Below are 22,183 nucleotides of genomic sequence, written 5' to 3' on the forward strand. Positions count from 1 at the left end.
TGACAACGCCTGTATCGAATCCTTTCACAGCGTTCTAAAGAAGGAACTGATTTACTTAGACCACTACAAAACCCGTCGTGAGGCAAAGAAGCAGATTTTCGAATATATTACATGCTTTTATAATGGAAAACGAATCCACTCTTCCCTAGGTTATGTATCTCCAAATCAGTATGAACGGTTGTACCGAAAACCCGCTTGAAATTCTCGACTTTGGGTGTCCATTCTATTGACAGTAGTCCAATCTCGTATTGGGATACCCCATTAGCTCCCTGTATTCTCTGGTAGTCCGGTTTGGGTCCCTAATTAATAAGGAATTTAACTTAGTTATCTCTTTTATATCAAATTGCGTTTTGTGAACCATAAACTTTGATATATAATTGCTTACAGGCAAATTCGATAACTTATTACTACCATCCCATTGAAATAACTTAATCTGATTCTGAAATCTTTCAGTGTTCTGACCTTCTGATAAAAACCGATAAATTAAGTCACTTTTAATCATCGAAGCATCAGAGTTTTCTGCATAACCTTGCTCCATCAAAAATACAATTATACCCATAAAAGTATCTATAATTTGCAACGGAATGGATTCATGGGATTTCTGTGAACGAACTGATTCAATTGTATATCTTCGGTTTCTGTATACTGAATGTGCATTCATTTGCTCTTTAATTTTTGAGTATAATCTCAATACTTTATATTCATCGTTACGATCCACACTTATTTTGACATCAATATTACTAGGTAAGTTTAAATGCCGGGTAACCCCATAAAATAGCCTCTCAGGAATCTTTATGTATAATAACCCTCGAAGCTCAAGCATGGTTAAATTCATTTGCTGAGCAATTGAATGTGCATTCTGATTGTTAACAATTATGATATTGATATTTATGTCTTGATTGATAACATGATTAAGCACTTTGAAGTATTTTTTTAAATACTGATCATGATTATATTCTGTAAAGTGAAGTTCACTCTGTGTATTTAGAGATATATAGATATCTCTGATTGCTTTGGTTATGTTAGCCATTGTGGTGTCCATTCCACCATAGGCACCATAGTACGAGAAAGCTTTTCCCGGTTGATCAATTTTGTTGGCTTCATCAAAGTACAAATGAAAACTCATTTTGTATTACCGTTCCCTTCGTTGATTGCATAAGATTAATAAAGTTCAATTTGACATTTTCCTCGATACATATTATCATTAATTATATATATAATAAGATTGAGTGTAGTTTTCCCCGCTTCGTTAGCAGTGCTGACTACACTTTAGGAACAACCCTTCTCCGCTTCGTTAGCAGAGCTGGGTTGTTTTTTATTTTTAATAAGTTTTTAATACCTAAAATGATGACGAGGTTGTGATTGAACATTTTGCATACTGTATTTTAGATCCTTTAAGCCTTCTAAGTAAATCAAAGCCTTTACAATATCCGTAGCTTCCTTAGAATTCTCTATGGTTTTGATATCAAAACCATCTAGATTAATTTCCTCAATTAGTTCAATAACGTCCATTAATTTTGCCTTCATTTCTATATAATCACTATGTCTATTCTCCCCCCTGGAATGCATCTCCTCATACATTTGCCTCGCCGTGGGTGAATATTTAGGAACTACGATATCCTCTTTTTCATTTTGTAACTTCTCAGTGGGAAAAAACACTGCCGATTTCTCTTGCTTTTCCTTAAGAACATATTCAGGATAACGTTTCTCCAGATCCCATAATGCTGATCTAAATTTCCCGTTCTTCGAATTATCTGGTTCAATAATCTCTTCTAGTTCTTTTTCAGTTGAAAATTTCAAATCAGAAAGACGCATACCATTTGGATTTTCAGTTAATATTTTTAGAGCTGTCTTTCTTATAACTTCAGAAGCCGGTGTTTTCATAATAACCCCCTTCAGCTTTAGTTAATCTAAGATAACTTAGCTTTTCATGAAAGGTTTTAAAGAGTAGGAATAATAGCTTTTTCAACTTGAATACACGCATCAAGAAGACTATACTCCTTCCATTAGGTTTAAATGTTTAAACATTTAAGGAGAACTTATAGATATGGGAAAACAAGCAAACTACTCTTCTGGAGTCCCAATCCTGGTCTGATGCTGCGATGCAGGATGTAATATTCGGTCCGATCTGCCGATGCTGGAATTTGAACAGTGGAAGAGGCCATCCAGACGGTAATGGATCATCTGAAGCCACTGGCACTGTATTTATTTACAGAAGATAAACAGGTTGAACATGAAGTGCTTACCCGCCTTACGGCGATAAACTCAAGTGGGTTCGGAAAATTTTGCGCTAAAGATCCTTACTAAAAAAGCCCGCTGAATCTGGGTAGGTACACATTATGTGTATCTCCTTCCCTTTTCAGACAGGCTTTTGTTATCTTTTAATCACGACCAGCTTCACTTCCAGCATTTCTTCCATAGCGTACTTCACGCCTTCGCGTCCGGTACCGCTTTGCTTCACACCGCCATACGGCATATGATCGACGCGGAAGCTCGGAATATCATTGATCATCACACCGCCGACCTGAAGCTTGTCCGCCGCATCCAGCGCAGTCGTTATATTACGGGTGTAAATCCCCGCCTGCAAGCCATAGATCGAATCGTTCACATGATGAACGGCTTCATCTATAGAGCTTACGGAATGAATCAGCACCAGTGGGGCAAACACCTCGCGGCAGGACACCTTGGAAGTCGGGTCCACATTCAACAGAACGGTCGGCTCCAAAATCCCGCCTTCGGCTTGACCGCCCAGAGCGATCTTTGCGCCCGCCTGAACGGCTTCATCCAGCCATTCACGAACACGTTTGACGTCCTTCGCTGAAATAAGCGCAGATACATCCGTGTCCGGATCAAGGGGATCACCTGTTTTCAAGCGTTGGGCCGCCTCTATGAATCGGGATACAAAAGTATCATACAGCTCGTCCATGACGTAAATACGCTGGACCGAGATACATACCTGTCCCTGATTGGCAAAAGCTCCGCTCACACAGCGGTCAATGACCGCGTCCACGTCCGTATCGCTGTCGACGATGACCGCTGCATTGGAGCCTAGCTCCAATGTGACCCGCTTCAAGCCAGCCTTGGAGCGGATTTCCGTACCTACCGCCGGACTACCGGTAAAGGTGATATAGCTGACGCGCGGATCGGTAACGAGAACGTTGCCGATCGTTTTACCGTCGCCGCTGATCACGTTAAGAGCGCCCGCAGGCAATCCTGCCTGCTCCAGCAGCTCCGCGATCAAGTAAGCCGACAGCGGCGTCTGCTCCGCTGGCTTCAATACGACCGTATTGCCTGCCGCCAAAGCGGGACCCACCTTGTGAGCGACCAGGTTCATCGGGAAGTTAAACGGCGTGATGGCTCCCACAACGCCGACAGGCTCCTTGAGGGTGTAGGCCATACGCCCCTCACCCCCCGGTGCGGCATCCATCGGGATCGTTTCCCCGTGAATCCGCTTGGCTTCCTCGGCTGCAAACTTGTAGGTTTGCACCGTCCGGTCAACCTCTGCCAGCGCAGCCTTCCACGGTTTGGACGCTTCGCGTGCAATGATACGCGCCGCATCATCACGCCGCGCGTCCAGCAAATCAGCCAGCTTCTCCAAAATGGCTGACCGCTGATGCGCAGGCATAGCCCGCATTTCAGCGCGGGCATCAGATGCCGCCTGAATGGCAGCCTTGGCATCCTCTGCTGTGGCCTCTGCCACCTCAGCAATCACCTCACCGGAATACGGTGATTTCAGTGCCGTATACGATAGTGCTGCTTTCCATTCACCGCCAATAAATAAATGCTGCTGCATACTTATGGCCTCCTTCTCCCTATATTAACGTTTATTCTACCGTTTATTTTACCGTCAGCACAGGGCAAGGTGCATGCTGGATCACATGATGGCTGACGCTGCCCAGGATCATTTCGGAAACCAGCCCTTTGCCCCGTGTTCCCATAATGATCAGATCCACCTGCTCTTGCTCTGCACTTTTGCAAATGATACTCGCCGGATCACCATGACCCGCCAGCATGCGGTAAGAAATACCCTCGTCCTTCAGAAAGTCGGAAGCTGGCTCTAATATATGGCGCCCTTCTTCCTCAATTCGCTCATCCACATCCACCCCAACCGGGGGCTCATTCATGGATAAAGCCGGGTTCACATGCAATATGGTCAGACGCGGTTCACCCTGAAGCTGTTTGGACAGCGCTTTGGCTGTCTCCAACGCCTTCATAGCCTGTTCCGAACCATCAATCGCGACCAGAATATGCTTGTATTCGCTCATACTCTTTTCCTCCTCAGAAGTTCATTGTTAGTGAGCATCAATCTGTATATCCTGCATATGTCGACGACGTACGATCAGTACCGCTACACCCAGCAGTACCATCAATGCGCCAAAATAAAATGGAGTTTCCGCCGTATACCACTCGGACAGCTTCCCTGCAAGCCACGGCGAGATTGCGCCACCCAAAAAGCGCATAAAGCTGTAAGCCGCAGATGCCGTGGAGCGCTCCACCGGAGCTGCCTGCATCACAGCCGTTGTGATCAATGTATTGTTAATCCCCAGAAAAATACCAGCCACGATCACCGCAACAATGACAGTCTTCGGTGATCCTGCGACCGTTCCTATCGCCATAACGCCTAAATCAATGGCAAACAGCGTCAGCATGACACTAATGGAAGATACCACGCTAAAGCGTGCTTGAATCTTCGGTGCTACAAACACCGAGGTAAAGGCCAGCATAATCCCCCAGCCGAAAAAGACATAGCCCAAACCGTGCTCGTCCAAATGCATCACATATGGAGAATACGCCATCAGCGTAAAAAATCCGAAGTTATACAACAAAGCCACAATGCCCAGCGTTAGCAGGGCCGGATAAGTGAGCGCTTTGAACGGATCAGCAATCGAACCGCGCTTTTTAGGCTTCGGAATCGAAGGCAGCATAAATGTAATGAACAAAAATCCCACGACCATCAGCGCAGCTACACCGAAGAACGGACCGCGCCAAGAAATGGAGCCTAGCTCACCGCCAAGCAGCGGGCCGACCGAAATCCCTAGACCCAGGGCCGCCTCATACAAAATAATGGCTTTGGCTGTTCCCGAAGTGGACAGACCTACAATCGCAGACAGCGCCGTTGCAATAAACAGGGCGTTCCCCAGACCCCAGCCTGCCCGGTAGCCCACAATCCCGCCAACCGTATCGGCTGTACCTCCCAACCCGGCAAACACAATAATCAACAATATCCCGGTCAGCAGCGTCCATTTGACACCCAATCGGCTGGACACTACGCCCGTAATCAGCATAGCTACGCCTGTCACCAGATTATAGCTGGTGAACAGCAGTGACACCTGACTCTTGGTGGCATGAAGCTGATCGGCGATGGCCGGAAGGATAGGATCGACTAATCCCAGTCCCATAAATGAAATAACGCAGGCAAAAGCAACCGCCCATACCGCCTTGGGCTGAGACAGCAAGCCTGCCTGTTTTTTTAACTCATCAGGTAATGCGTGTTGTGAACTCATAGTAGGATGTAACCTCCATATCTAAATATAAAATGATTCGCTTATGACGGGTCGCTGCCAAGTTCCTTATCAAGCAGAACCTTTCGTTCGCGAACCCTGACCCGCAGCTCCTCCAGCTCGGTCTGGAGCATACGGATGCTGTTGATTTTTCCCTCCATCAGCTCCAGTTGTTCGTTCAGTGTTACCTCCATATCCTCCAACATGGCCCGGCGCTCAACAGGATGCAGGATATCCGTTCGCTCACGATATTCCTCCCGCTGACCCTTGAGCATTTCCGCTGCGGACATGTAACGCTGAAGTTCTTGCAAGGAGAAACCAAGGACTTCCTTGGCACTCACAATTTTTTTCAGTAAATCCACATCCTCCTGTGTATACAGCCGCATATTCCCTTCGCTGCGCTGCGGGGAGGGCAACAGACCGATTTCCTCATAATAACGAATGGTTCGCTTGGTCAAACCGCATCGCTTGGCGACCTCATCAATTTTATACGTAACCATGACACCCACCTTATGAAAAAGTTTATATATAAATACTACGCCTATCTAACATTAACGTCAACGTTAACTTTGGAGAAAAAAAAGAAACCGCTCCTATTAGAGACGGTTCCTGTTTCGACTTGCATGTTCATAGGCCCGAAGCATCGGCGCTCAAGCCCATGATTATAGCTTTAGATGAAACAAGTACGAGTGATGATAACCAGTAAAATGAAGAGAACCAGAATAACACCAGTGGAAGTCCAGATGTTACAGCCGCCACAACCTCTATCTACTTCACCCATTTCGTATTCCTCCTCCCTACTGATTACAGCAAATCGCCCGAATTTAAATTCTTGAGCTACGAATTAGATGATAAATGCTTTGGAGATAATAACGAGCAGAATAAAAAGTACCAGAATCGCTCCTGTAGATGTGAAAGCTCCATAACCAGCGCCTACTCCAGACATACTGATTCCTCCCTTCAAGGTTTACAAAAGCATCTTATGCGTATGTTGCCAACCATGATAGGTACAGATGCCGCGCCTCCCGCCCAAATGTAGGTCATTCGCTTTGGTTCCGTTATCCTTCATGCGCCAGCATGCCGTGATACAACAGGTTTCGCGTCTGCTTGGCAAGCACGGATGGACTTTCGCTGCCAGTCAGCAGTTTGGTTAACGTCAACCGTTCAATCAAACCAACGACGCATTCCGCTGTCAGCTCCGGGTCCAATTCCTCACGGCAAGAACCCCATCGTTGTGCCGCAAGCAGATGCTTTTTAATATGACCTGCCATTTCTGCCTTGATACGCACCGAGTCCGACGCCTGGTAAAATCCGACACGGGTTATCGCCGGATTATTGGATAACATACGAAAAATGGATTCCAGAAACACTAGCCCCCGGCTCAAAATTTCAGCTTGGCTTTGATCCGGTTCCACCTTCATGCATTGGACCGTCTCATTCACCAACACTCGGAAGCTCTCAACAAGCTCCTCATACATTTGTTCCTTACTCTCAAAATGAATATAAAAATCCGGCTGCGTCAATCCCGCACGCGCCGCGATCGAACTTACCTTGGTCTGATAAAAACCGGTCTGAGCGAACTCCTCAGCCCCCGCCTCCAGTAACAACCGTCGACCTTCCCGACTTCTGACTCCTGCTCTCGTCACGGTCCCTGCCCCCTTACTCCACAAATCTATCGTATTATAAAGTTCCCTTGCGGTAAGAACAATGGGCTTGAGGATGATATATGCCTGTCCTTCCAAAGTCCTAATACAGAAGAAATGAAGGTTTTGAAAATATAAGGGCATCTCCCTTTAAGGTAGTATTAACCAATTAGACCGTGAGCAAGCAAGAATGATGACGCCGGATCAGTGGTGAGGACAATATTTGCGCATCATTTCAATGGTTGTCAGATCATCATCCCGCCCTCGGTTTTGCAAACCGTCGATAATCTGTTGACGTTCCTGCTCTTTAACATTCTGCCCGAATTTGAATTTTGCGGTCCACTCATCCGGTACAATCTTGATCAGCGCAACCCCTTTCAGACGTGAAGCATACCGGGGATCGCTGGCATCGATAGGTTCATAGCCGCCCTCCGGTTGCAGCTTACTCATAAAAATGGAAAAGGCAGATGCCTTTTCTTCCAGTTCCACTACCTGTTCCGCATGACCTCGCACGGTAATACTTTTAAAAAATGATGTCGCCGGACATGCCATATGTTCATCCGTAAAATAAGACGGGATGAGCGCATACTCTTTGGCAGCGGAAAAAGTAACCCGGTTGTCCTCCTTCATCCGTTCCATCTTCTCTCCGGCACGGCTGCCATGAATATAAAAAACACCATTTCCATAAGCAAAATTCAAGGGTACAACCCGCGGGAACCCATCCTCGCTGTTCATGCCCAGAAAACCGAAACTGACCTCGCTCAGAAATAGCTCTATTTCCTCTTCTTCTGCCACCGTAAATTCTTTTCTTCTCATGGATCATGCTCCTTTCGTCTATTGACCAGCGCTACATTTCAGATTATGTTGAAAATGGATCAATGAATAGATCCAATATGATCGAAAATGAGTAGTCCAATGGAAGGAGAAGGCTATGGATATTACGATTGCTTATCAGCGTGCTATTCAACTGTATCATCATAAATATTTGGCCTTGTATCATGCTCTTCGGGAAGGAATTCTGAACGGATCACTTGCCAGCGGTACGCGCCTGCCTTCCAGTCGTGATCTGGCTGTGATGTATGGAATTTCGCGGGGCAGTGTTGCAGAAGCCTACGATATGTTGTTGGCAGAAGGGTACGTGGAAACGGCGGTAGGCAGAGGGACTTTTGTCATTGAACAAACCGCGTTGCTACCCAACACATCATCGATTGATAAGCAGACCCGACAAGCACCTTCTGTTAAACAAACACCCCCAGCTCTGTCCACATGGGGACAACGGATTATGCAGATGGAAAGAGAGTCACGGCCGTCTTCTGCTTCTGGTGTAAATGAAGATGCGGCTCAACAACCCCTGATTTCTTTTCAGGCAGGAGAAGTGGTGTTGGAAGGCAATTCACTGACCGCATGGAAAAGCGCAATGGCTGCCGCTGGCAAAGACTTGCAAAAGCCTTCGTCTGCCTTGATGACAGCACCCGTGAATGGCGATGAATGGTTGCGTGAAGCGATTTGTCAGCATGTTGGAAGAACGCGGGGAATTATGGCCCACCCGGATCAAGTCGTATTATGCAGTGGCTCCATGGAAGTGATCACCTTATTATGCCAGTTGCTTATTAATGAGCAAGATCCCATCGTGCTGGAAAATCCCTGTTATCCCGGTATTCACCGTGCGGTTACCGCATCGGGCGGACAGGTGCAAGCTGCTGAGCTGGATCAACAAGGAATTATTCCGCAGGATTGGGATTCCAGATTACTATTTGTTACACCGGGACGACAGTTTCCAACCGGAGCTGTATTGCCATTAGCCCGCCGTCAACATATTTTGCAATGGGCGGTGTCCAGAGGCGCGTGGATTATCGAAGATGATTATGACAGCGAATTCCGTTGGGCAGGACGACCGATTGAACCGCTGAAAGCACTGGATCGCGCGGATTGTGTCATCTATGTCGGTTCCTTTTCCAAAAGCATGTTCAGCAGTCTTCGACTGGGCTACGCTATTCTGCCCGCTGCACTGGCTCAAGCGCTAACAGCCGCCAAACGGCTATATGACCCGCTGCCTCCTGCCCGTCTGGAACAGCGCGCACTGGCACGCTTTATGATACGCGGCGACTATGTTCGCCATCTGCGTCGGATGACCCGGATGTACAGATCACGTTACGAGGTGTTCCAGCGCGAAATGCAGCAGTTGAGTGGACTGTTTCAATGGCATCAGACTGACTGCGGCCTGCATGCCTATGCGGTCTGGAAGCATGAGCCTGCTCAGTATCAGCAATTGATGCAGGCGGCCCGGTCTTTCGGAGTCACATGGCGTGATGCAGCCGATTACCAACTGACGCCAGGCCCCCCATCCGCCTGTTTTATTTTTGCCCATTTAACGGAACACCAAATGATTGAAGGCATTAACCGTCTGCGCCAGGCTTGGGATAGTATAAAAAAATGAGTGGAACCTTCGCCTCAATCGACCTTCGCACCATATGAACGCAAGAACGCCAGCGCCTGGTCTCGATCCATCCGTGCACCTTTGACAACAAGTGCTTTAAAATCGACTCCATCCATAGTAGCACCACGTAAATCGGCTCCCTGTAGCTTGGCATGAGCTAAAATAGCTCTGGTCAGGTCGCAATCTCTGAGGTCTGCCTTCTGCAGATTGGCATCCGAGAGATCCGCTTCATAAAAGCGTACTCCTCTCAAATCCTGCTTTTCCAGCCGGGCCTGCCGCAGATTGGTATAAGACCAATCCCCCTGAACGAGCGTAATGCCGTCTATTTTTGCTTTTGAAAAGTCCGAACCCGTCATTTTACAATTGCTGAATTTGGTGACGAACAGATTGGCTTCAATAAAGTTACAATTTATAAAAGCTGATTCAGTATGAATAGAACCGTTCAACAGCGCCCCTTGAAAATCACATTCGATAAAACGACATTCGCTGGTCATGATTTCCTCCAACGAACCGTTCGTAAAAGTACAACGTTCAAAGGTGCAACGAATAAGTTCACCATCCCTTAAATCTTTCCCGCTATAATCAATGTCCTCATATTGCTGCTCTTGATACTGAAACATAATGATCCCCCTTATTTAATCACTAGCCCTAACAGCCCCACAAAAGACGAAGCTTGATGCGGAGAGATCATGCACCCATCCAGGTCTTCGATATCCACCTGTAGTCCATCGAATTCGCAATCGCTCAGATCAATCCCCTTGAGCTTGGACCCCGACAGCATGGCCTGATCCATATTGCAACGGGTAAAAAAGGTTTTTTGTAGCGTCAAATGATAAAGGTCAGAGCTTATCAATGAACAATCCTCAAAACCAACCTGCTTGAAATTGGCAAAGCGAAACATTGAATAATCCCCTAAGCAATCCAGAAAACGAACATTTTGGAGTCTGCTTCTGGAGAAGTCTGTTCCGAGCAGTTTGCAATTTCTAAACTCTACCCGGTGAATAAAGGAACCGGAAAAGTTAATATTAGACAGGTCGCATTTATCGAAAATAACATCTGTCCATTCACTTTCCGGCAATGACGATTCCATAATCGTAACATTTTTAAAAGTCATCTTCTCAAACGAAACCCTGGTAGCTTCCACATTATCCATGGTCATATCCTCTACAGACCCCGTGTTAAATTCATCCTTGGATCGTAAGGAGTACATTTCATCGGTTAATACAGGTAAGTCTGAAGGAATTTTCGGCAACTCTATCTTAATTTCCATAGCTATCTCCACCTTCTGAGTGCTTATTCCGGCATATGTCTAGTTTATATGATGATGCGACGCAGTAACAATGGCTTTATACACGTACCTGTAAAATGAGAAAAGCCGCGCTACCCAGAGGGTCACCGGATTTCGAATCTGTCATCTATGCACCCTAATATACGAATCTATTTTCTATCAATCTCCACACATAGCGTAGCAAAAGCATGTCTGTCACATATATTAACGTTGTGAGTATACTCACGAACCTTTTTTTAAGGAGGTTGATAGCATGGCAGTACAGCTATCCAATAATGTGTTCTCCATCTCAGTCGGAGATTACGGGGATATCTCTTCCTTACGTCTGGTAGGAGACACATTCAATACGAACTATGTCATGAACAGCTCCAATGCACCCAAACAAAATACGGCAGATCATCAGTGGCTTGGTGAACTCATGTTTACCTACCGTATCGGTAACGGGGCGTGGACTCGGGCATGGACAAGCAACTCTGCGGATGCACGCACGATCACTTCATCCGGCAGTAGTGTTCAAGTATCGTATCAAAATTCTTCAAACAATCAGGGAATACGTAATTTTACATTAAATGAAACGTATTCGCTGGTTAACGATTACCTGCATTGGCAGATGAAAGTAACGAACACTTCCAATCAAACGCTGGAAATCGGAGATTGGGGGCTTCCGCTGCCTTTTAACGAGTATTGGTCCGGCGGCAATAACGAACAAATCTATGAAACAAGGGTACTTTCCCACTCCTTTGTAGGGCATAACAGTTCTTTTATTACCGCTGGACGGCCTAGCGGCATCGGGCCTTATCTACTGCTAGCCCCTGATTCCTCTACAGGCGCAGGTCTCGAATATCAGGATCATTGGAGAGTCGAGGAGCACCCGGGCAGTACGTGGGCTATGGAGCAAGGCGGCTGGTCCGAAGGACTAAATGTGTTCTATATCCACTCCAATGTCATCAAGAGCACCAACCGTGGCTATCTTTCCAACACCAGTCTGTCGCTGGCTCCAGGCGAAAGCAAAACGTATGCCTTTAAATTTTACAAGGTAGCGGACGAGCAGGCCGTGAAGGACAGGCTGTACAGCGAGGGACATGTAGATGTGACCGTGGTTCCGGGCATGATTTTCCCGACGAATCTCAAGGCTAAATTCGATCTGCATACCAGCAAATCCATTACCTCTGTCACAGCACAGTATCCATCTGAAACCACCATCAGTTATCTGGAAACAGCCCCCACAAATCATAAAATATATGAGCTTGCACTGGGACGGCTGGGGCACAACAATATTACCGTGAACTATGGCAACGGCGAAAAAACCGTTCTCCAATTCTATGCCATCGAGCCAGTCGACGCCGCACTTCAGCGCCACTCTACCTTCATGATCAACAGTACCCAGTGGAACGTGCCAGGCGACCTGCGGGACAAGGTGTTTGACGACTGGATGATGCAATATAAGGCCAAGCGCAACAGCTTTGCAGGCTACTGGGGCTGGGGCGACGATTGGGGATTAACCCATGGCCAGTTTCTGGCTGAGAAAAACGTTCAGAAGCCCGTGGTATCCGAGATTAAAGCAGTCGATGATTATCTGGAGGTTACCGTCTGGACGAATCTGATGGAAGGCCATCATACCGATTATCTGGTTCCCGATTTCCTGATGCCACAGCCCAACACAACACCGACGTACCGGGGCTATGCCTATCCGCATATTTACAACACGTTTTTCAGCATGTATAAGCTCACCAAGCTGTATCCGAACCTGATTAGCTACCGCAATAGCAAAAACACGTATTTGCTACGCGCTTATCGTATTTTCAAGGCATTGTATGAAGGCCCTGTCGCCTACAACTGGAACACAGGGCTCATGGGTGAACTGACCACGCCGGATATCATTAAAGCGCTACAGGAAGAAGGCATGACCACCGAGGCTAACGACCTGATCGCCAAAATGGCTACCAAGTACAACAATTTCAAAAACACCACCTATCCCTACGGCTCCGAGTATAACTATGACAATACAGGCGAGGAAGCGGTATATACGCTCGCTAAAATGAACAGCAATACGACGATGATGAGTAAAATCAACGCCAAAACACGTGCCGCACGCGGTCATATGCCTGTGTGGTATTACTACGCCGATCCGGTCACGATTACCGGGGAAAATTGGTGGAACTTCCAGTACACCACCTCGCTGGCAGGCTACGCGATGGATGACTGGACACGCCGTTATTCGTCCAAGCCCGAAGTAGATCAACGCTTGTCCTATGCCGCCAAGCTCGCTAACATCGGGGCCATTAACTCGGGACAGATCAGCTCCGATCCAGCCAATATCGGTGCAGTATCGTGGACGTATCAGGCGGGTAAGGGCAATTACGGCGCTCTTGGTCTGGACGGCGGTCCGCTCTTCAACGGCTGGCGCGGCATGTCCGGGGAAGCGGATTTGGGGCTGTTCGGAGCGATTAAAGTTCTAAGCTCGGACATTGCTGTCGATCCCATTTTCGGCTTGTATGGCTATGGCTGTGACGTTACAGAAAGCGGTAACAACTATACGATCACTCCCAAGGACGGTGTATTCCAGCGGCTGCATCTGATCACCCAAAAGCTGAGTCTGGAGCTGAATCGGGACCAATACAGCTCAGCCATCGTGTCCAAGTCCAAGAACAACGTCCGCTTCACGCTGAAAAACACAACAGCAGGCACAGCTCACACTACCGTTCTGACCTTGACCGGACTGGCCGCAGGTACGTACGACGTGCTCGTAGATGGAACGAAAACCGGCTCCGTCACGGCTATTAACGGTTCAGCGGCTACGGTCAGACTGAATATCGGTACGGCGGCCTCCTACGATATTCGTATTCAGACAGGCTCAGGTAATCCGACTCCAGCCGGAGACGTTGTAGCCCGCTATGATTTTAATGAAACAAGCGGATCTACCGCGGCCGATTTGTCAGGTAATGGGCAGCAGGCCAATGTGAACGGCGGCTCGTGGGGCGCCGGACGGAACGGCAACGCCCTGCTCTTAAACGGCACAGCCGCCTATGCCAGCCTGCCCGGTGGTCTGGTCAGCAGCGTTAACGATTTTACGATTGCGACCTGGGTGCGGGTGAACACGCATAACGGCTGGGCCCGTCTGTTTGATTTTGGAGCAGGCACGGATCGGTATATGTTTTTGACACCCAAGGCCGAGGGGACAGGTATGCGCTTTGCCGTCACCGTCTCGGGTAACGGGGAGGAACAGCAGTTAAATGCCCCGGAACTGGCGACAGGGGTCTGGAAACATGTGGCCGTGACACTGTCGGACAACACGGGAATTATGTATGTAGATGGTATAGAAGCGACGCGAAATACGAACATGACGTTAAAGCCGTCCAGCCTTGGGCTGACGGACCGGAACTATATTGGAAAATCCCAGTTTGATGATCCTTATCTGAACGGGGCAGTAGATGAACTGATCATCTACAACAGAGCGCTGACAGCTCAGGAGATTCGCAGCTTGGCCTCGGTAAGCAGTACTGTTGCAGACCCTAAAAAGGTAGCCAGTTCGTATGCCGAAGGGGCAGATTAAGCGGATGTAATTATTTTATACCATTAACTGTTTAACTTGTGAATGATTTGTGCCGTGAATGATTTGCATCGTGAATCACTCAGGCTATGAATGGTTTTATGCCCTATTCATTTGAGTAAAAAAGGCGGACGGCTCTCGTGGAAGCCTTGTTGCTGCCCGGTTTAGAGGCCGTCCGGCTTTGAGGAGGATTCCGCCATGTGTAAAGAACATGCAAGACCACCCCTGTTGGCAAGTGTTGACTGTGATTCATGCGGTACTTCTTCTGCTTCTACAAACCAGACTCTCCTCGAATCCATAACTGCACAAGTCTCAGCTTCCGATGTATCCCCGCAAGCGATTGGCAGCGATGCCGAGGTGATCGACCGCTTCGGGCGGATTATTAACTGGTACGGCGTTGAACTGGTGGATTGGCAAGGCTATATCGCCAATCCATTCATTAACCTGACCGTGAAGCCACCTGCCAGTGCGGCGTATCCGATCAGCATCACACTCAAGGCGCAAGGAACGTCCCGACTTATGATGAATCTGCCCAGTACGTTATCTGCCACTGGCGCTACGAAGGTGCTGAATTTTAACAATGCATCCGAGAGGAAGGATTTTAAGCTGGAGGTTGCACCTGACCGCAACGGTGGCCCGGACGAGATTGAGCACTATACGCTGTCCCTCACCATTGCAGACAGCGCGGGGGCCACGCGGACCCATACGATTCCAATCCGGGTATGGGATCAGGACGATAATCAGGATACCAAATTCCCATTGGTGTTCGATTATCGCTACGATACGGTCAATCACTATTTTGATGATGCAGGTATCCGCAAAGCAGCCGAGCAGGCGATTAAGGACTGGTTTTACTTCTTCGATGTCGAGCCGTTCGATACCGTTCCCGCCGGAGCTGAACGCAACTATATTCCGAACAACGACTGGAACGGGCATACGATTGGCACGAATAACGCTCCTTATAATGGAGAATGGATTTTCCTGCGTGGTATCGATGGCCCTTATTCGACCGGATGGCCCGGTAACAGTGGTTATTACCACACGAAAAACGGCGTCCGCGTTCCGGGTCCCATCCACCGTTCGCTAGGAACTGCGCTCGATTTTTATCCAGATGCTCAGGTATTTACCTCGCTGAATGACGACGACTGGTACAAAACCGATCTGACTCAGGTAACAGACGTATACGGACTCATCATGCATGAGTTTGGCCATGCCGTCGCTTTCAGTGATACATGGTCGGGGATGCAGGCTTATCATAGCAGCGGCGGCGCCGATTCCGTCGTTGAAGCGTACCAAGGCGTCCGGGTTCCGCTGGATGGAAGCTATCACATCCCGGCGGATCGGCAATACTGGGACCGTCTCAGCGGACAAAGCGCAGGCTGGGTGGCAGAATTCCCGGTACGCCGCTGGATGCTGAACAAGCTGACGCTGCTCATAGCCGAGAAAGCAGGCTGGAAGCTGAACCGCAAGCTGACACCTTTCCTCGAACCGGAAATCGTCACAGCCTCCTTGCCCAAAGCCGTCAAAGGACAAAGCTACAGCCAAAAACTTACAGCCAAGGGTGGAGTCCCCTTCTACGACTGGACACTGAAAAGCGGCAATCTGCCTACCGGGCTGACACTCGACCGCTTTACCGGAACGATCAGCGGCACTGTATCCGCCAGCCAGTCGCAAAACAGCTACACCTTTACGATCGAGCTTCGGGATTATGATGAGTTGGCGAAGCCGTTCACACGCAGCTTTACGATTAGTTTGTGAGAAAGCAGTTATTCCACCTATGGGACATTAGCTCCGTCTAATCCGTGTCGTTCTTGGTCTTAAGCGAACCAGCTCCTCACTGGTGAGTTGCCTAGTATAGGAGCGAGGGGAAGATCCTGTATCGACCCTGAGCACCCTGCCTGCCCCGTTGGGGCGGGCTACCCGTGTGTTGAATACCTGCATGAACCACTGCACCGGAAAGGCTATGGATAAGCGGCCATCTGCCGTGCCTGCATAGTTGACCGCAGCTGCATAATTATCTGACTGTCTGAGCCATACAGAGCCGGAATCCCCAGGTAGTGATACAGGAGTCGTACCTCTAATAACCGTCTGATCTTCGAAGGTCAGCAGGCCCAACTCTCCGCCATAATTGATTTGCAGGTCCGTATAGACGGACTCTACCGTGCCATTGACCCGCCCGGTCGTACGCCCTACCTTCTTCAATCTTTCTCCTATGCGATAAGCGGTAACATGACCTGGAATCGCTCCTACTGTAGCATAACGCGGATTGAGCAGGTTGTTACGTGTCGGAAGCGAAAGAGCCGCATCAATCAGGTTCGTACCGGTGGGATTCAAGCGTACGTAACGATACAACCGCCCTATACGATCTCGGGTATCCGTCCCCCCATCGGCTCCGCCTGGCTGTATTGTAGCCTCTCGGTTATCTGTATTGGAGGGATTGAGGACATGATTATTGCTAAAAAGATAACGCGTCGCCGGCGCTCCAGTTGGGGCAACGATCAGCCCGGTCGTACCGGAGCCTTCAACCGTTCCGACACTGTAGCCGGCGATGACCGGGCGTATGCGTACCCTGTAGTCCGTGGCATTGGCTTTGATCTTTCCGGATTTAACAATCCGGACAGGAACGCTCGTTTGCTTGCCTAGTGCTGTGGCCGACAGAAGTCCGGTAGAGGCCGTGGCCAGCCGATCTGTGTACACAATGACAGCGGCCCCCTTTTTGGGATGTGCAGGGTCCCTATACCCTACGCCGATGCCGTGGACACCGGACATTTTTAAGACTCGCTTGGCCATCCGCTTTTTCACTTGAAGGGCGGCCGAGAAGGTAGCCAACATAATCATCCCCTTTGACATTCAGATGAAATATTGTATGGCTGTGGCCGCTCCGCGTTCCATTTGATCTTACGATCGCTGTTGCAGATTCAAATCAACCGATGCACTACCAAACGCCGTAAGATTAGTTGAATTCGAAAAATCCCCAAAATTATTATGTATATATAAAGTAAACCATTGAAAGGTATACAAAAATATCCCAAAAGATGGTATACTCATTTCCGAAATTGACATTTTATCATTTGATTTTGATGTTCTTATTTTAAAATGATTGATATCCTATTTATTTAAAGGGGTGGTTTATTTTGTCCAATACAACCACGATACTCGCAGAACTGATGAAGTACATGAAAGAAAAAAAATTAGGTGTTAGCGATTTAGCCAGGGCATGCAATATGAATCCCGGCACAATTAGCGGCTTCGTCAATGGAAATCGCAAGCTCTCAGTCTACCAATTGGATCGAATCACAGAAACGATGGGACACCCTATTGGTTATTATTATGAGCACTATATTTCTGAGTACTTGGCCGATGCCGACCCCAACTGGCGAAGAATGAGTCCTTTTTTGGAAAGTTGTGCAAAATTGAATAAATTGGATTGTATTCAGCAAGTCGTAAATATGTTATTGGATAAGTTGGGCTATGCTAATCCATTATTTGAACTGGCTGAGAAACTATTTGAAGACGGTTTGTATGAGGCAGCAGCTATACTTTATGAAAACGTGGCTCTAAGTGAGAATAAGCAGCACTCGGAGCGCTTGGCTCTATGTCAGTACCGTCTGTTTCAGAGCAGGCAAGGGGATAACCAGGAAAAAAACTATGAAGCAGCCGTGCAGTTTGGAACCTACGTTGATCGTTTGGACGAACTAGACCAACTAGATGGGCTAAAAGCTTTAGCGAATACATATCGTTCGTTGCGTAAATGGGACAAAGTAGAATTATTCGCTAAAGCTTTGGGAGAAAAGGCTGAGATTCAATACAAATTGAGCAAACAGCAACATCGAGCAAAAAAAGAAAATTCAAAGCAACCAAGCTTCCCTTTGTTTGCTTACTGGGCATTCTCACATTTACTTCGAATGCAAGCCTGTGGCGAAAGAAGAGATTACGAACAGGCATTTTATCATATTAAAAAGTATGCTAATTTAAGCTGGGTAACGGATACGGATGAAGAAACCTTGAAATGGAAAAAGAATTATGAGGATTGGGCAGTAGTAAATATGTATGTAAATAAGCTTCTTTCGGGCGACAGGAACGTGCTTCCCGATTATGTAGCTTATATTTCTTCAAGAAAAGATGAGGTTCTTCCCGCGCTTGATAACATCCTTGAGGCTGCTAACCGATATCATTTTGATGTAGATGATATTCTAAAGCAATTCGAAGCAGATATTTCATCTTATCTGGAACAACAAAAAGTTGAAAGTTTTTATACTCAACGATTCATAACAGAACGCTTTATACATTTTTCCAAGGAATTATCCGCCTATTATTTGACCAAAGGAAAATTTACTGATGGCTTCAAATTTTTATTTAGTTGTTTGGAAAAATCTACATTAATCAATAATAAATCGTATATAATTAAATGTATGAGCCTGTTTGAGTCTTATCATGATTATGCGTCATCTGATACAAAGAAAGCGTACAAAAATATCATTAATGAGGTGAACAAAGATGAAGTGTAAAATACTGTTAACCTTTTTAGTAACCAGCTTTATGTTAGTAGCGATAGTAACTGTTCCCTTACAACTTCAAGATAAAGGGTCCAGCTATCAACCGACATACCACGGCGAAATGTAACCCATTTTAGATGAAGTGAATTAAGGGACGTACTCTTAGAGTACGTTTTTTCTCTTTGGAATATATAGAACATGTACCAAACATTTACTTTTCAATGGTTTCCACATGAATCCCTAAAATAAGAGTACAAAGGGGGAACTGTGATGCAAACCGACAACATTTTGAGTCACCATGTAGAAGCAGCTAGACAAAAACTGCATGATCTCCAAAATAAATATGGCTTTGGTCACGCTAGTGTACTCAAACAATCAATGGTTCTGGACGAACTTATCAATCAATATCAATACACTTATTATAGACGTAAAAAAAATCCGACTGTTTAAATGTAGCTGATTTGGGTGAATAAACGCGTCACTCAATGTGTTTACTCCTTCAATTTTTATGATCCTTATTTTAATAAATATAGTAATATATGCTTTTAATGAATGAAATTTTATAATATAAAGGATAAATGTGGTAACATAATGCTTTAGTATTATTTTACATTTTTTTCAAGAAAAATATACAAATGATACCTTATATATGTTAATGTTGTGTGGTAATACAAAAAAATAGAAATGGACGTGTTAGTATGTTAACATTGAAAAATACAGCAGTAATTCTTGCGGGTGTCTTAGCTCTTACGGCAGTAGTTCCACTGGCAGCCTCTGCTGCTCCTACTGCGGGAATCAAAGTATCGAAGGATGGTAGAGGTATAGTTATCCAACAAACTGGTCAAGAGGTACATGAGGTTCTTGGTGGGACAAGTCCGACGATGAACTTAATTGTTGAAAAAGGTTATGGACATGTAAGGATTAAAGTTCGGAATGCAGGAACATCAAATCTCACTTGGAGCTTGCAAGGTAACGGGAAAGAGTATGTCTATAAAACTGTTGGCAAAGGAGACACATTAACGTGGACTAGCGTTAATTCATTCCCTAATGGGATGCCTTCAGGAAAATATGTAATTCAATTCAGAGCCAACGGTAACGAAGTTAGAGGCGAAGCTTGGGGTACTACTGGTCAGTACACAGGAGACATTAACTAACCGTTGGAGGTTCTGAATTGAATAAGAAGAAAGTATGGAAGATTGTAGGGGTCTCTGTTTTGGGAATTGTTTTAATCTACATTTTCTTGGTTATTGTAGGAATTTCTCAGCTTGTTACTAACGTAACACCATAGGACTTGACTTTATGCTTTTTCGTACTTACAGTTGAATTATTGTAGGCTCTATCACAGCGGTCAAACACAAAAGACTTCCTTAATTATAGGAGGTCTTTTGTGTTAGCGGTAGAAGTAGCTAGACAACAACTGTATGACCTCCAAAATAAATATGGCTTTGGTCACGCTAGTGTACTCAAACAATCAATGGTTCTGGGCGAGAAACTTGTGGTGAGGTCGCTCGCCTATTTATTGTAACACCTGGTCTTACTTAGGGGGGATCTAATTCAGTCGTCTTACTTTTAAGGAGAGAGACATAAGTTGGTGAAATCTTCAATAGCTGCGCATAGGTTTTCATGGAAGCACCGGGATACTGTTTCATGAGGCTTAGCAGGAGCTTAACCATTTCTGCATCAGACAAATTTTTAATATCTTCTGATGTAGAGGGTAGCTGATTTTTTGGGATTGGGTACCCTTTGAGGTCATTTGCACAATAGATACATACATAAGATTTTTTGAAGCGAATGAGTTGTTTGTTTCCCCCGCATAGGAGACATGATTCACTTTCTAATCTACGCATAACAATAGCGCTTTCAGTTATGAAAAACTCCATTTCTGTGTTCTTGTTGATACCCAACCGATTTCTTATTTCCACTGGGATTACAACTCTCCCTAGGCTATCTAAATCTCTTTTCATTATCGCATCATTCATTGTATACACCCCTCCAAGACATATGATCCTTATTTTCATAAAGATAGAAATATATGCCTTGAGTGAGAGAAATTTTATAAACGAAAGGATAAATGTGGTAGTATCATACTTTAGCATCAATTTACATTTTATTCAAAAAAATTATACAAATATAACCTTATCTATGTTACGGTTGTAAGGTAGTAAAACAAATATAAGGGATGGTGATACGAATGCAGACAAGGTGATATTCTTCTTTTGAATAAAGAAGGAACTAGAAAATTGGTAAATGATAATGTGAAAAACCTGTTAAAGGCTGTTGCAATCTGCGTGTCGTATTTTTCATTTTTTGTCCTACATCGATATGTTGGCCGTTATGCCCAAGCTGTTCCCTGTTACTATAATTTTGAAACATGTAAGAGCTTTCAAAAAAACTCAAGGAGGATTAATCATTGAATAAAAAAAGTGTGTTTTCGGGATTATTGTCGCTATTTATGTTTTTTAGTTTATTAACGTCAGTGGGCGCTCAAGCAAGCAATGAAGTCGATCAGGGAATTATTCCTGCATTATCCGATGCCTCATCTGTTAGCGAGAGTACACTTGATGAGCACTTGCAAGAAATGGGATTTGATACAACCGAAATTTCTACTTTGCCAATTGAGATGAAAAGAGATATTTCTTCTAAAGACGGCAAAAAGGTAGCTGCTCAAGAATTGGCCACTACTGTTACCATTACTGATGAAGAAGGAAATATAGTAACTGACCGAGCTGCTATTAATCAGCTTGCTACAAGTGCGACTCCTAATATTTCCGGTTATGCTGTGTACTCAGGCACATCTAACAACGGAAGAGAAAGAGTCTATCAAGTTTATGCTACTTATAGATGGGCTAGCAGTCCATTTAATTTTTACACAGATAATTTAGCAATGGCTTGGCAGTCTAATGCTACTCCTACAGGTACTCCAAATGGACAACATTCTGTGGGAGGGAATACTTATTCGAGTCCAGTTGATAAAGAAGAAGTCAGCGGTACTGCTTGGCTTGTAGATATGAAAGCTGGCGGGAGTACTACAGTTCAAAGTGGCTGGGGACGTCAGGAATTAAGATACCCTACTTCGTCCAAAGGGATTAATACAGCTATTGCAGTAGGATATTCACATAGAACCCTGCCTACATTCACTACAGACATTAGTTTAAGCTATGGAGTTATCTCCTTTAGTGGTAATGGCAAAGATGACTATTATGGTCGCTTTAATTTTACGATTTAAAAGTTTTTAGAGTCATTGCGAATAAATCCTTCAATCATTCAT

At 45.9% G+C, this 22,183-nt stretch carries 23 protein-coding genes; 10 read left to right on the forward strand and 13 right to left on the reverse strand.

Annotated elements, in window-relative coordinates:
• Positions 1-199 (forward strand): IS3 family transposase (locus E0698_RS16645; RefSeq protein WP_192512266.1); only part of this gene is annotated, 199 nt, incomplete at its 5' end.
• A gap of 24 nt (positions 200-223) precedes the next feature.
• Here the strand turns inward: E0698_RS16645 and E0698_RS16650 are convergent.
• Together E0698_RS16650 and E0698_RS16655 are read right to left on the reverse strand one after the other, a co-directional pair.
• Entirely contained in the window at positions 224-1,126 is a 903-nt protein-coding gene (locus tag E0698_RS16650; protein ID WP_192512267.1) for a DUF3800 domain-containing protein, read from the reverse strand.
• 206 nt (positions 1,127-1,332) lie between these two features.
• Positions 1,333-1,884, reverse strand: a complete 552-nt coding sequence (locus tag E0698_RS16655; protein ID WP_192512268.1) for a hypothetical protein — start codon at positions 1,882-1,884, stop codon at positions 1,333-1,335.
• Positions 1,885-2,151: 267 nt separating this feature from the next.
• Between E0698_RS16655 and E0698_RS16660 the strand changes: the two genes are divergently transcribed.
• Positions 2,152-2,307, forward strand: coding sequence for a hypothetical protein (locus E0698_RS16660; RefSeq protein WP_192512269.1), 156 nt, complete (start codon positions 2,152-2,154; stop codon positions 2,305-2,307).
• A gap of 67 nt (positions 2,308-2,374) precedes the next feature.
• On the opposite strand, the gene E0698_RS16665 is transcribed toward E0698_RS16660, so the two are convergent.
• The 7 genes from E0698_RS16665 to E0698_RS16690 form a co-directional block, all read right to left on the reverse strand.
• Positions 2,375-3,793 carry an aldehyde dehydrogenase family protein gene (locus tag E0698_RS16665; protein ID WP_192512270.1) on the reverse strand — a complete coding sequence of 473 codons (1,419 nt, stop codon included), beginning with the start codon at positions 3,791-3,793 and terminating at the stop codon, positions 2,375-2,377.
• A gap of 43 nt (positions 3,794-3,836) precedes the next feature.
• Positions 3,837-4,265, reverse strand: coding sequence for a universal stress protein (locus E0698_RS16670; protein WP_192512271.1), 429 nt, complete (start codon positions 4,263-4,265; stop codon positions 3,837-3,839).
• A 27-nt stretch (positions 4,266-4,292) separates the two neighbouring features.
• Positions 4,293-5,504: an MFS transporter gene (locus E0698_RS16675; RefSeq protein WP_192512272.1), complete on the reverse strand. Its 1,212-nt coding sequence runs from the start codon at positions 5,502-5,504 to the stop codon at positions 4,293-4,295.
• 41 nt (positions 5,505-5,545) lie between these two features.
• Entirely contained in the window at positions 5,546-6,001 is a 456-nt protein-coding gene (locus E0698_RS16680) for a MerR family transcriptional regulator (RefSeq protein ID WP_134911254.1), read from the reverse strand.
• Between the two features lie 344 nt (positions 6,002-6,345).
• The gene (locus tag E0698_RS26985; protein ID WP_023986941.1) at positions 6,346-6,447 is read right to left on the reverse strand and encodes a hypothetical protein; all 102 of its coding nucleotides are present in this window, start codon (positions 6,445-6,447) and stop codon (positions 6,346-6,348) included.
• A 112-nt stretch (positions 6,448-6,559) separates the two neighbouring features.
• Positions 6,560-7,147 carry a TetR/AcrR family transcriptional regulator gene (locus E0698_RS16685; RefSeq protein ID WP_134911255.1) on the reverse strand — a complete coding sequence of 196 codons (588 nt, stop codon included), beginning with the start codon at positions 7,145-7,147 and terminating at the stop codon, positions 6,560-6,562.
• A 201-nt stretch (positions 7,148-7,348) separates the two neighbouring features.
• Positions 7,349-7,960 (reverse strand): pyridoxamine 5'-phosphate oxidase family protein, encoded by a 612-nt coding sequence (locus E0698_RS16690; protein WP_134911256.1) that lies wholly within the window; start codon positions 7,958-7,960, stop codon positions 7,349-7,351.
• A gap of 115 nt (positions 7,961-8,075) precedes the next feature.
• Here E0698_RS16690 and pdxR point away from each other — a divergent pair, with 115 nt between their 5' ends.
• A complete protein-coding gene (gene pdxR / locus E0698_RS16695) occupies positions 8,076-9,581 on the forward strand; it encodes a MocR-like pyridoxine biosynthesis transcription factor PdxR (RefSeq protein WP_134911257.1) in 1,506 nt (501 codons plus the stop codon).
• A gap of 14 nt (positions 9,582-9,595) precedes the next feature.
• Here pdxR and E0698_RS16700 read toward each other — a convergent pair whose 3' ends face one another.
• The gene (locus E0698_RS16700) at positions 9,596-10,201 is read right to left on the reverse strand and encodes a pentapeptide repeat-containing protein (protein WP_192512273.1); all 606 of its coding nucleotides are present in this window, start codon (positions 10,199-10,201) and stop codon (positions 9,596-9,598) included.
• Between the two features lie 11 nt (positions 10,202-10,212).
• Positions 10,213-10,851 carry a pentapeptide repeat-containing protein gene (locus E0698_RS16705; RefSeq protein ID WP_134911259.1) on the reverse strand — a complete coding sequence of 213 codons (639 nt, stop codon included), beginning with the start codon at positions 10,849-10,851 and terminating at the stop codon, positions 10,213-10,215.
• 271 nt (positions 10,852-11,122) lie between these two features.
• Between E0698_RS16705 and E0698_RS16710 the strand changes: the two genes are divergently transcribed.
• Positions 11,123-14,422, forward strand: a complete 3,300-nt coding sequence (locus tag E0698_RS16710; RefSeq protein ID WP_192512274.1) for a DUF5695 domain-containing protein — start codon at positions 11,123-11,125, stop codon at positions 14,420-14,422.
• A gap of 195 nt (positions 14,423-14,617) precedes the next feature.
• On the forward strand, positions 14,618-16,177 hold the full coding sequence (locus tag E0698_RS16715; protein WP_192512275.1) for an Ig domain-containing protein: 1,560 nt from the start codon (positions 14,618-14,620) through the stop codon (positions 16,175-16,177).
• 27 nt (positions 16,178-16,204) lie between these two features.
• On the opposite strand, the gene E0698_RS16720 is transcribed toward E0698_RS16715, so the two are convergent.
• Positions 16,205-17,251 carry a hypothetical protein gene (locus E0698_RS16720; protein ID WP_192512329.1) on the reverse strand — a complete coding sequence of 349 codons (1,047 nt, stop codon included), beginning with the start codon at positions 17,249-17,251 and terminating at the stop codon, positions 16,205-16,207.
• A gap of 302 nt (positions 17,252-17,553) precedes the next feature.
• Between E0698_RS16720 and E0698_RS16725 the strand changes: the two genes are divergently transcribed.
• The 4 genes from E0698_RS16725 to E0698_RS16740 all read left to right on the forward strand — a co-directional run bounded on the left by E0698_RS16725 (position 17,554) and on the right by E0698_RS16740 (position 20,440).
• On the forward strand, positions 17,554-18,927 hold the full coding sequence (locus E0698_RS16725) for a helix-turn-helix domain-containing protein (RefSeq protein WP_192512276.1): 1,374 nt from the start codon (positions 17,554-17,556) through the stop codon (positions 18,925-18,927).
• 258 nt (positions 18,928-19,185) lie between these two features.
• Positions 19,186-19,365 carry an aspartyl-phosphate phosphatase Spo0E family protein gene (locus E0698_RS16730; RefSeq protein WP_134911264.1) on the forward strand — a complete coding sequence of 60 codons (180 nt, stop codon included), beginning with the start codon at positions 19,186-19,188 and terminating at the stop codon, positions 19,363-19,365.
• A 248-nt stretch (positions 19,366-19,613) separates the two neighbouring features.
• Positions 19,614-20,069, forward strand: a complete 456-nt coding sequence (locus E0698_RS16735; RefSeq protein WP_192512277.1) for a hypothetical protein — start codon at positions 19,614-19,616, stop codon at positions 20,067-20,069.
• Between the two features lie 233 nt (positions 20,070-20,302).
• Complete coding sequence (locus tag E0698_RS16740; protein WP_149095696.1) at positions 20,303-20,440, forward strand: Spo0E family sporulation regulatory protein-aspartic acid phosphatase; 138 nt, start codon at positions 20,303-20,305, stop codon at positions 20,438-20,440.
• A gap of 13 nt (positions 20,441-20,453) precedes the next feature.
• On the opposite strand, the gene E0698_RS16745 is transcribed toward E0698_RS16740, so the two are convergent.
• Positions 20,454-20,894: an AbrB/MazE/SpoVT family DNA-binding domain-containing protein gene (locus E0698_RS16745; protein WP_134911267.1), complete on the reverse strand. Its 441-nt coding sequence runs from the start codon at positions 20,892-20,894 to the stop codon at positions 20,454-20,456.
• A gap of 431 nt (positions 20,895-21,325) precedes the next feature.
• Between E0698_RS16745 and E0698_RS16750 the strand changes: the two genes are divergently transcribed.
• Positions 21,326-22,141, forward strand: coding sequence for a hypothetical protein (locus E0698_RS16750; protein WP_192512278.1), 816 nt, complete (start codon positions 21,326-21,328; stop codon positions 22,139-22,141).
• Positions 22,142-22,183: the final 42 nt, after the last annotated feature.

This window comes from Paenibacillus sp. 23TSA30-6, from assembly GCF_014858585.1.
Classification (GTDB): domain Bacteria; phylum Bacillota; class Bacilli; order Paenibacillales; family Paenibacillaceae; genus Paenibacillus.

Excerpts from the sequence above, each read along its gene's own strand:
- E0698_RS16650 (WP_192512267.1), bottom strand. The coding sequence starts at position 1,126 with ATGAGTTTTCATTTGTACTTTGATGAAGCCAACAAAATTGATCAACCG.
- E0698_RS16655 (WP_192512268.1), bottom strand. The coding sequence starts at position 1,884 with ATGAAAACACCGGCTTCTGAAGTTATAAGAAAGACAGCTCTAAAAATA.
- E0698_RS16665 (WP_192512270.1), bottom strand. The coding sequence starts at position 3,793 with ATGCAGCAGCATTTATTTATTGGCGGTGAATGGAAAGCAGCACTATCG.
- E0698_RS16670 (WP_192512271.1), bottom strand. The coding sequence starts at position 4,265 with ATGAGCGAATACAAGCATATTCTGGTCGCGATTGATGGTTCGGAACAG.
- E0698_RS16675 (WP_192512272.1), bottom strand. The coding sequence starts at position 5,504 with ATGAGTTCACAACACGCATTACCTGATGAGTTAAAAAAACAGGCAGGC.
- E0698_RS16680 (WP_134911254.1), bottom strand. The coding sequence starts at position 6,001 with ATGGTTACGTATAAAATTGATGAGGTCGCCAAGCGATGCGGTTTGACC.
- E0698_RS26985 (WP_023986941.1), bottom strand. The coding sequence starts at position 6,447 with ATGTCTGGAGTAGGCGCTGGTTATGGAGCTTTCACATCTACAGGAGCG.
- E0698_RS16690 (WP_134911256.1), bottom strand. The coding sequence starts at position 7,960 with ATGAGAAGAAAAGAATTTACGGTGGCAGAAGAAGAGGAAATAGAGCTA.
- pdxR (WP_134911257.1), top strand. The coding sequence starts at position 8,076 with ATGGATATTACGATTGCTTATCAGCGTGCTATTCAACTGTATCATCAT.
- E0698_RS16700 (WP_192512273.1), bottom strand. The coding sequence starts at position 10,201 with ATGTTTCAGTATCAAGAGCAGCAATATGAGGACATTGATTATAGCGGG.
- E0698_RS16705 (WP_134911259.1), bottom strand. The coding sequence starts at position 10,851 with ATGGAAATTAAGATAGAGTTGCCGAAAATTCCTTCAGACTTACCTGTA.
- E0698_RS16710 (WP_192512274.1), top strand. The coding sequence starts at position 11,123 with ATGGCAGTACAGCTATCCAATAATGTGTTCTCCATCTCAGTCGGAGAT.
- E0698_RS16715 (WP_192512275.1), top strand. The coding sequence starts at position 14,618 with ATGTGTAAAGAACATGCAAGACCACCCCTGTTGGCAAGTGTTGACTGT.
- E0698_RS16720 (WP_192512329.1), bottom strand. The coding sequence starts at position 17,251 with ATGTTGGCTACCTTCTCGGCCGCCCTTCAAGTGAAAAAGCGGATGGCC.
- E0698_RS16730 (WP_134911264.1), top strand. The coding sequence starts at position 19,186 with ATGCAAACCGACAACATTTTGAGTCACCATGTAGAAGCAGCTAGACAA.
- E0698_RS16735 (WP_192512277.1), top strand. The coding sequence starts at position 19,614 with ATGTTAACATTGAAAAATACAGCAGTAATTCTTGCGGGTGTCTTAGCT.
- E0698_RS16745 (WP_134911267.1), bottom strand. The coding sequence starts at position 20,894 with ATGAATGATGCGATAATGAAAAGAGATTTAGATAGCCTAGGGAGAGTT.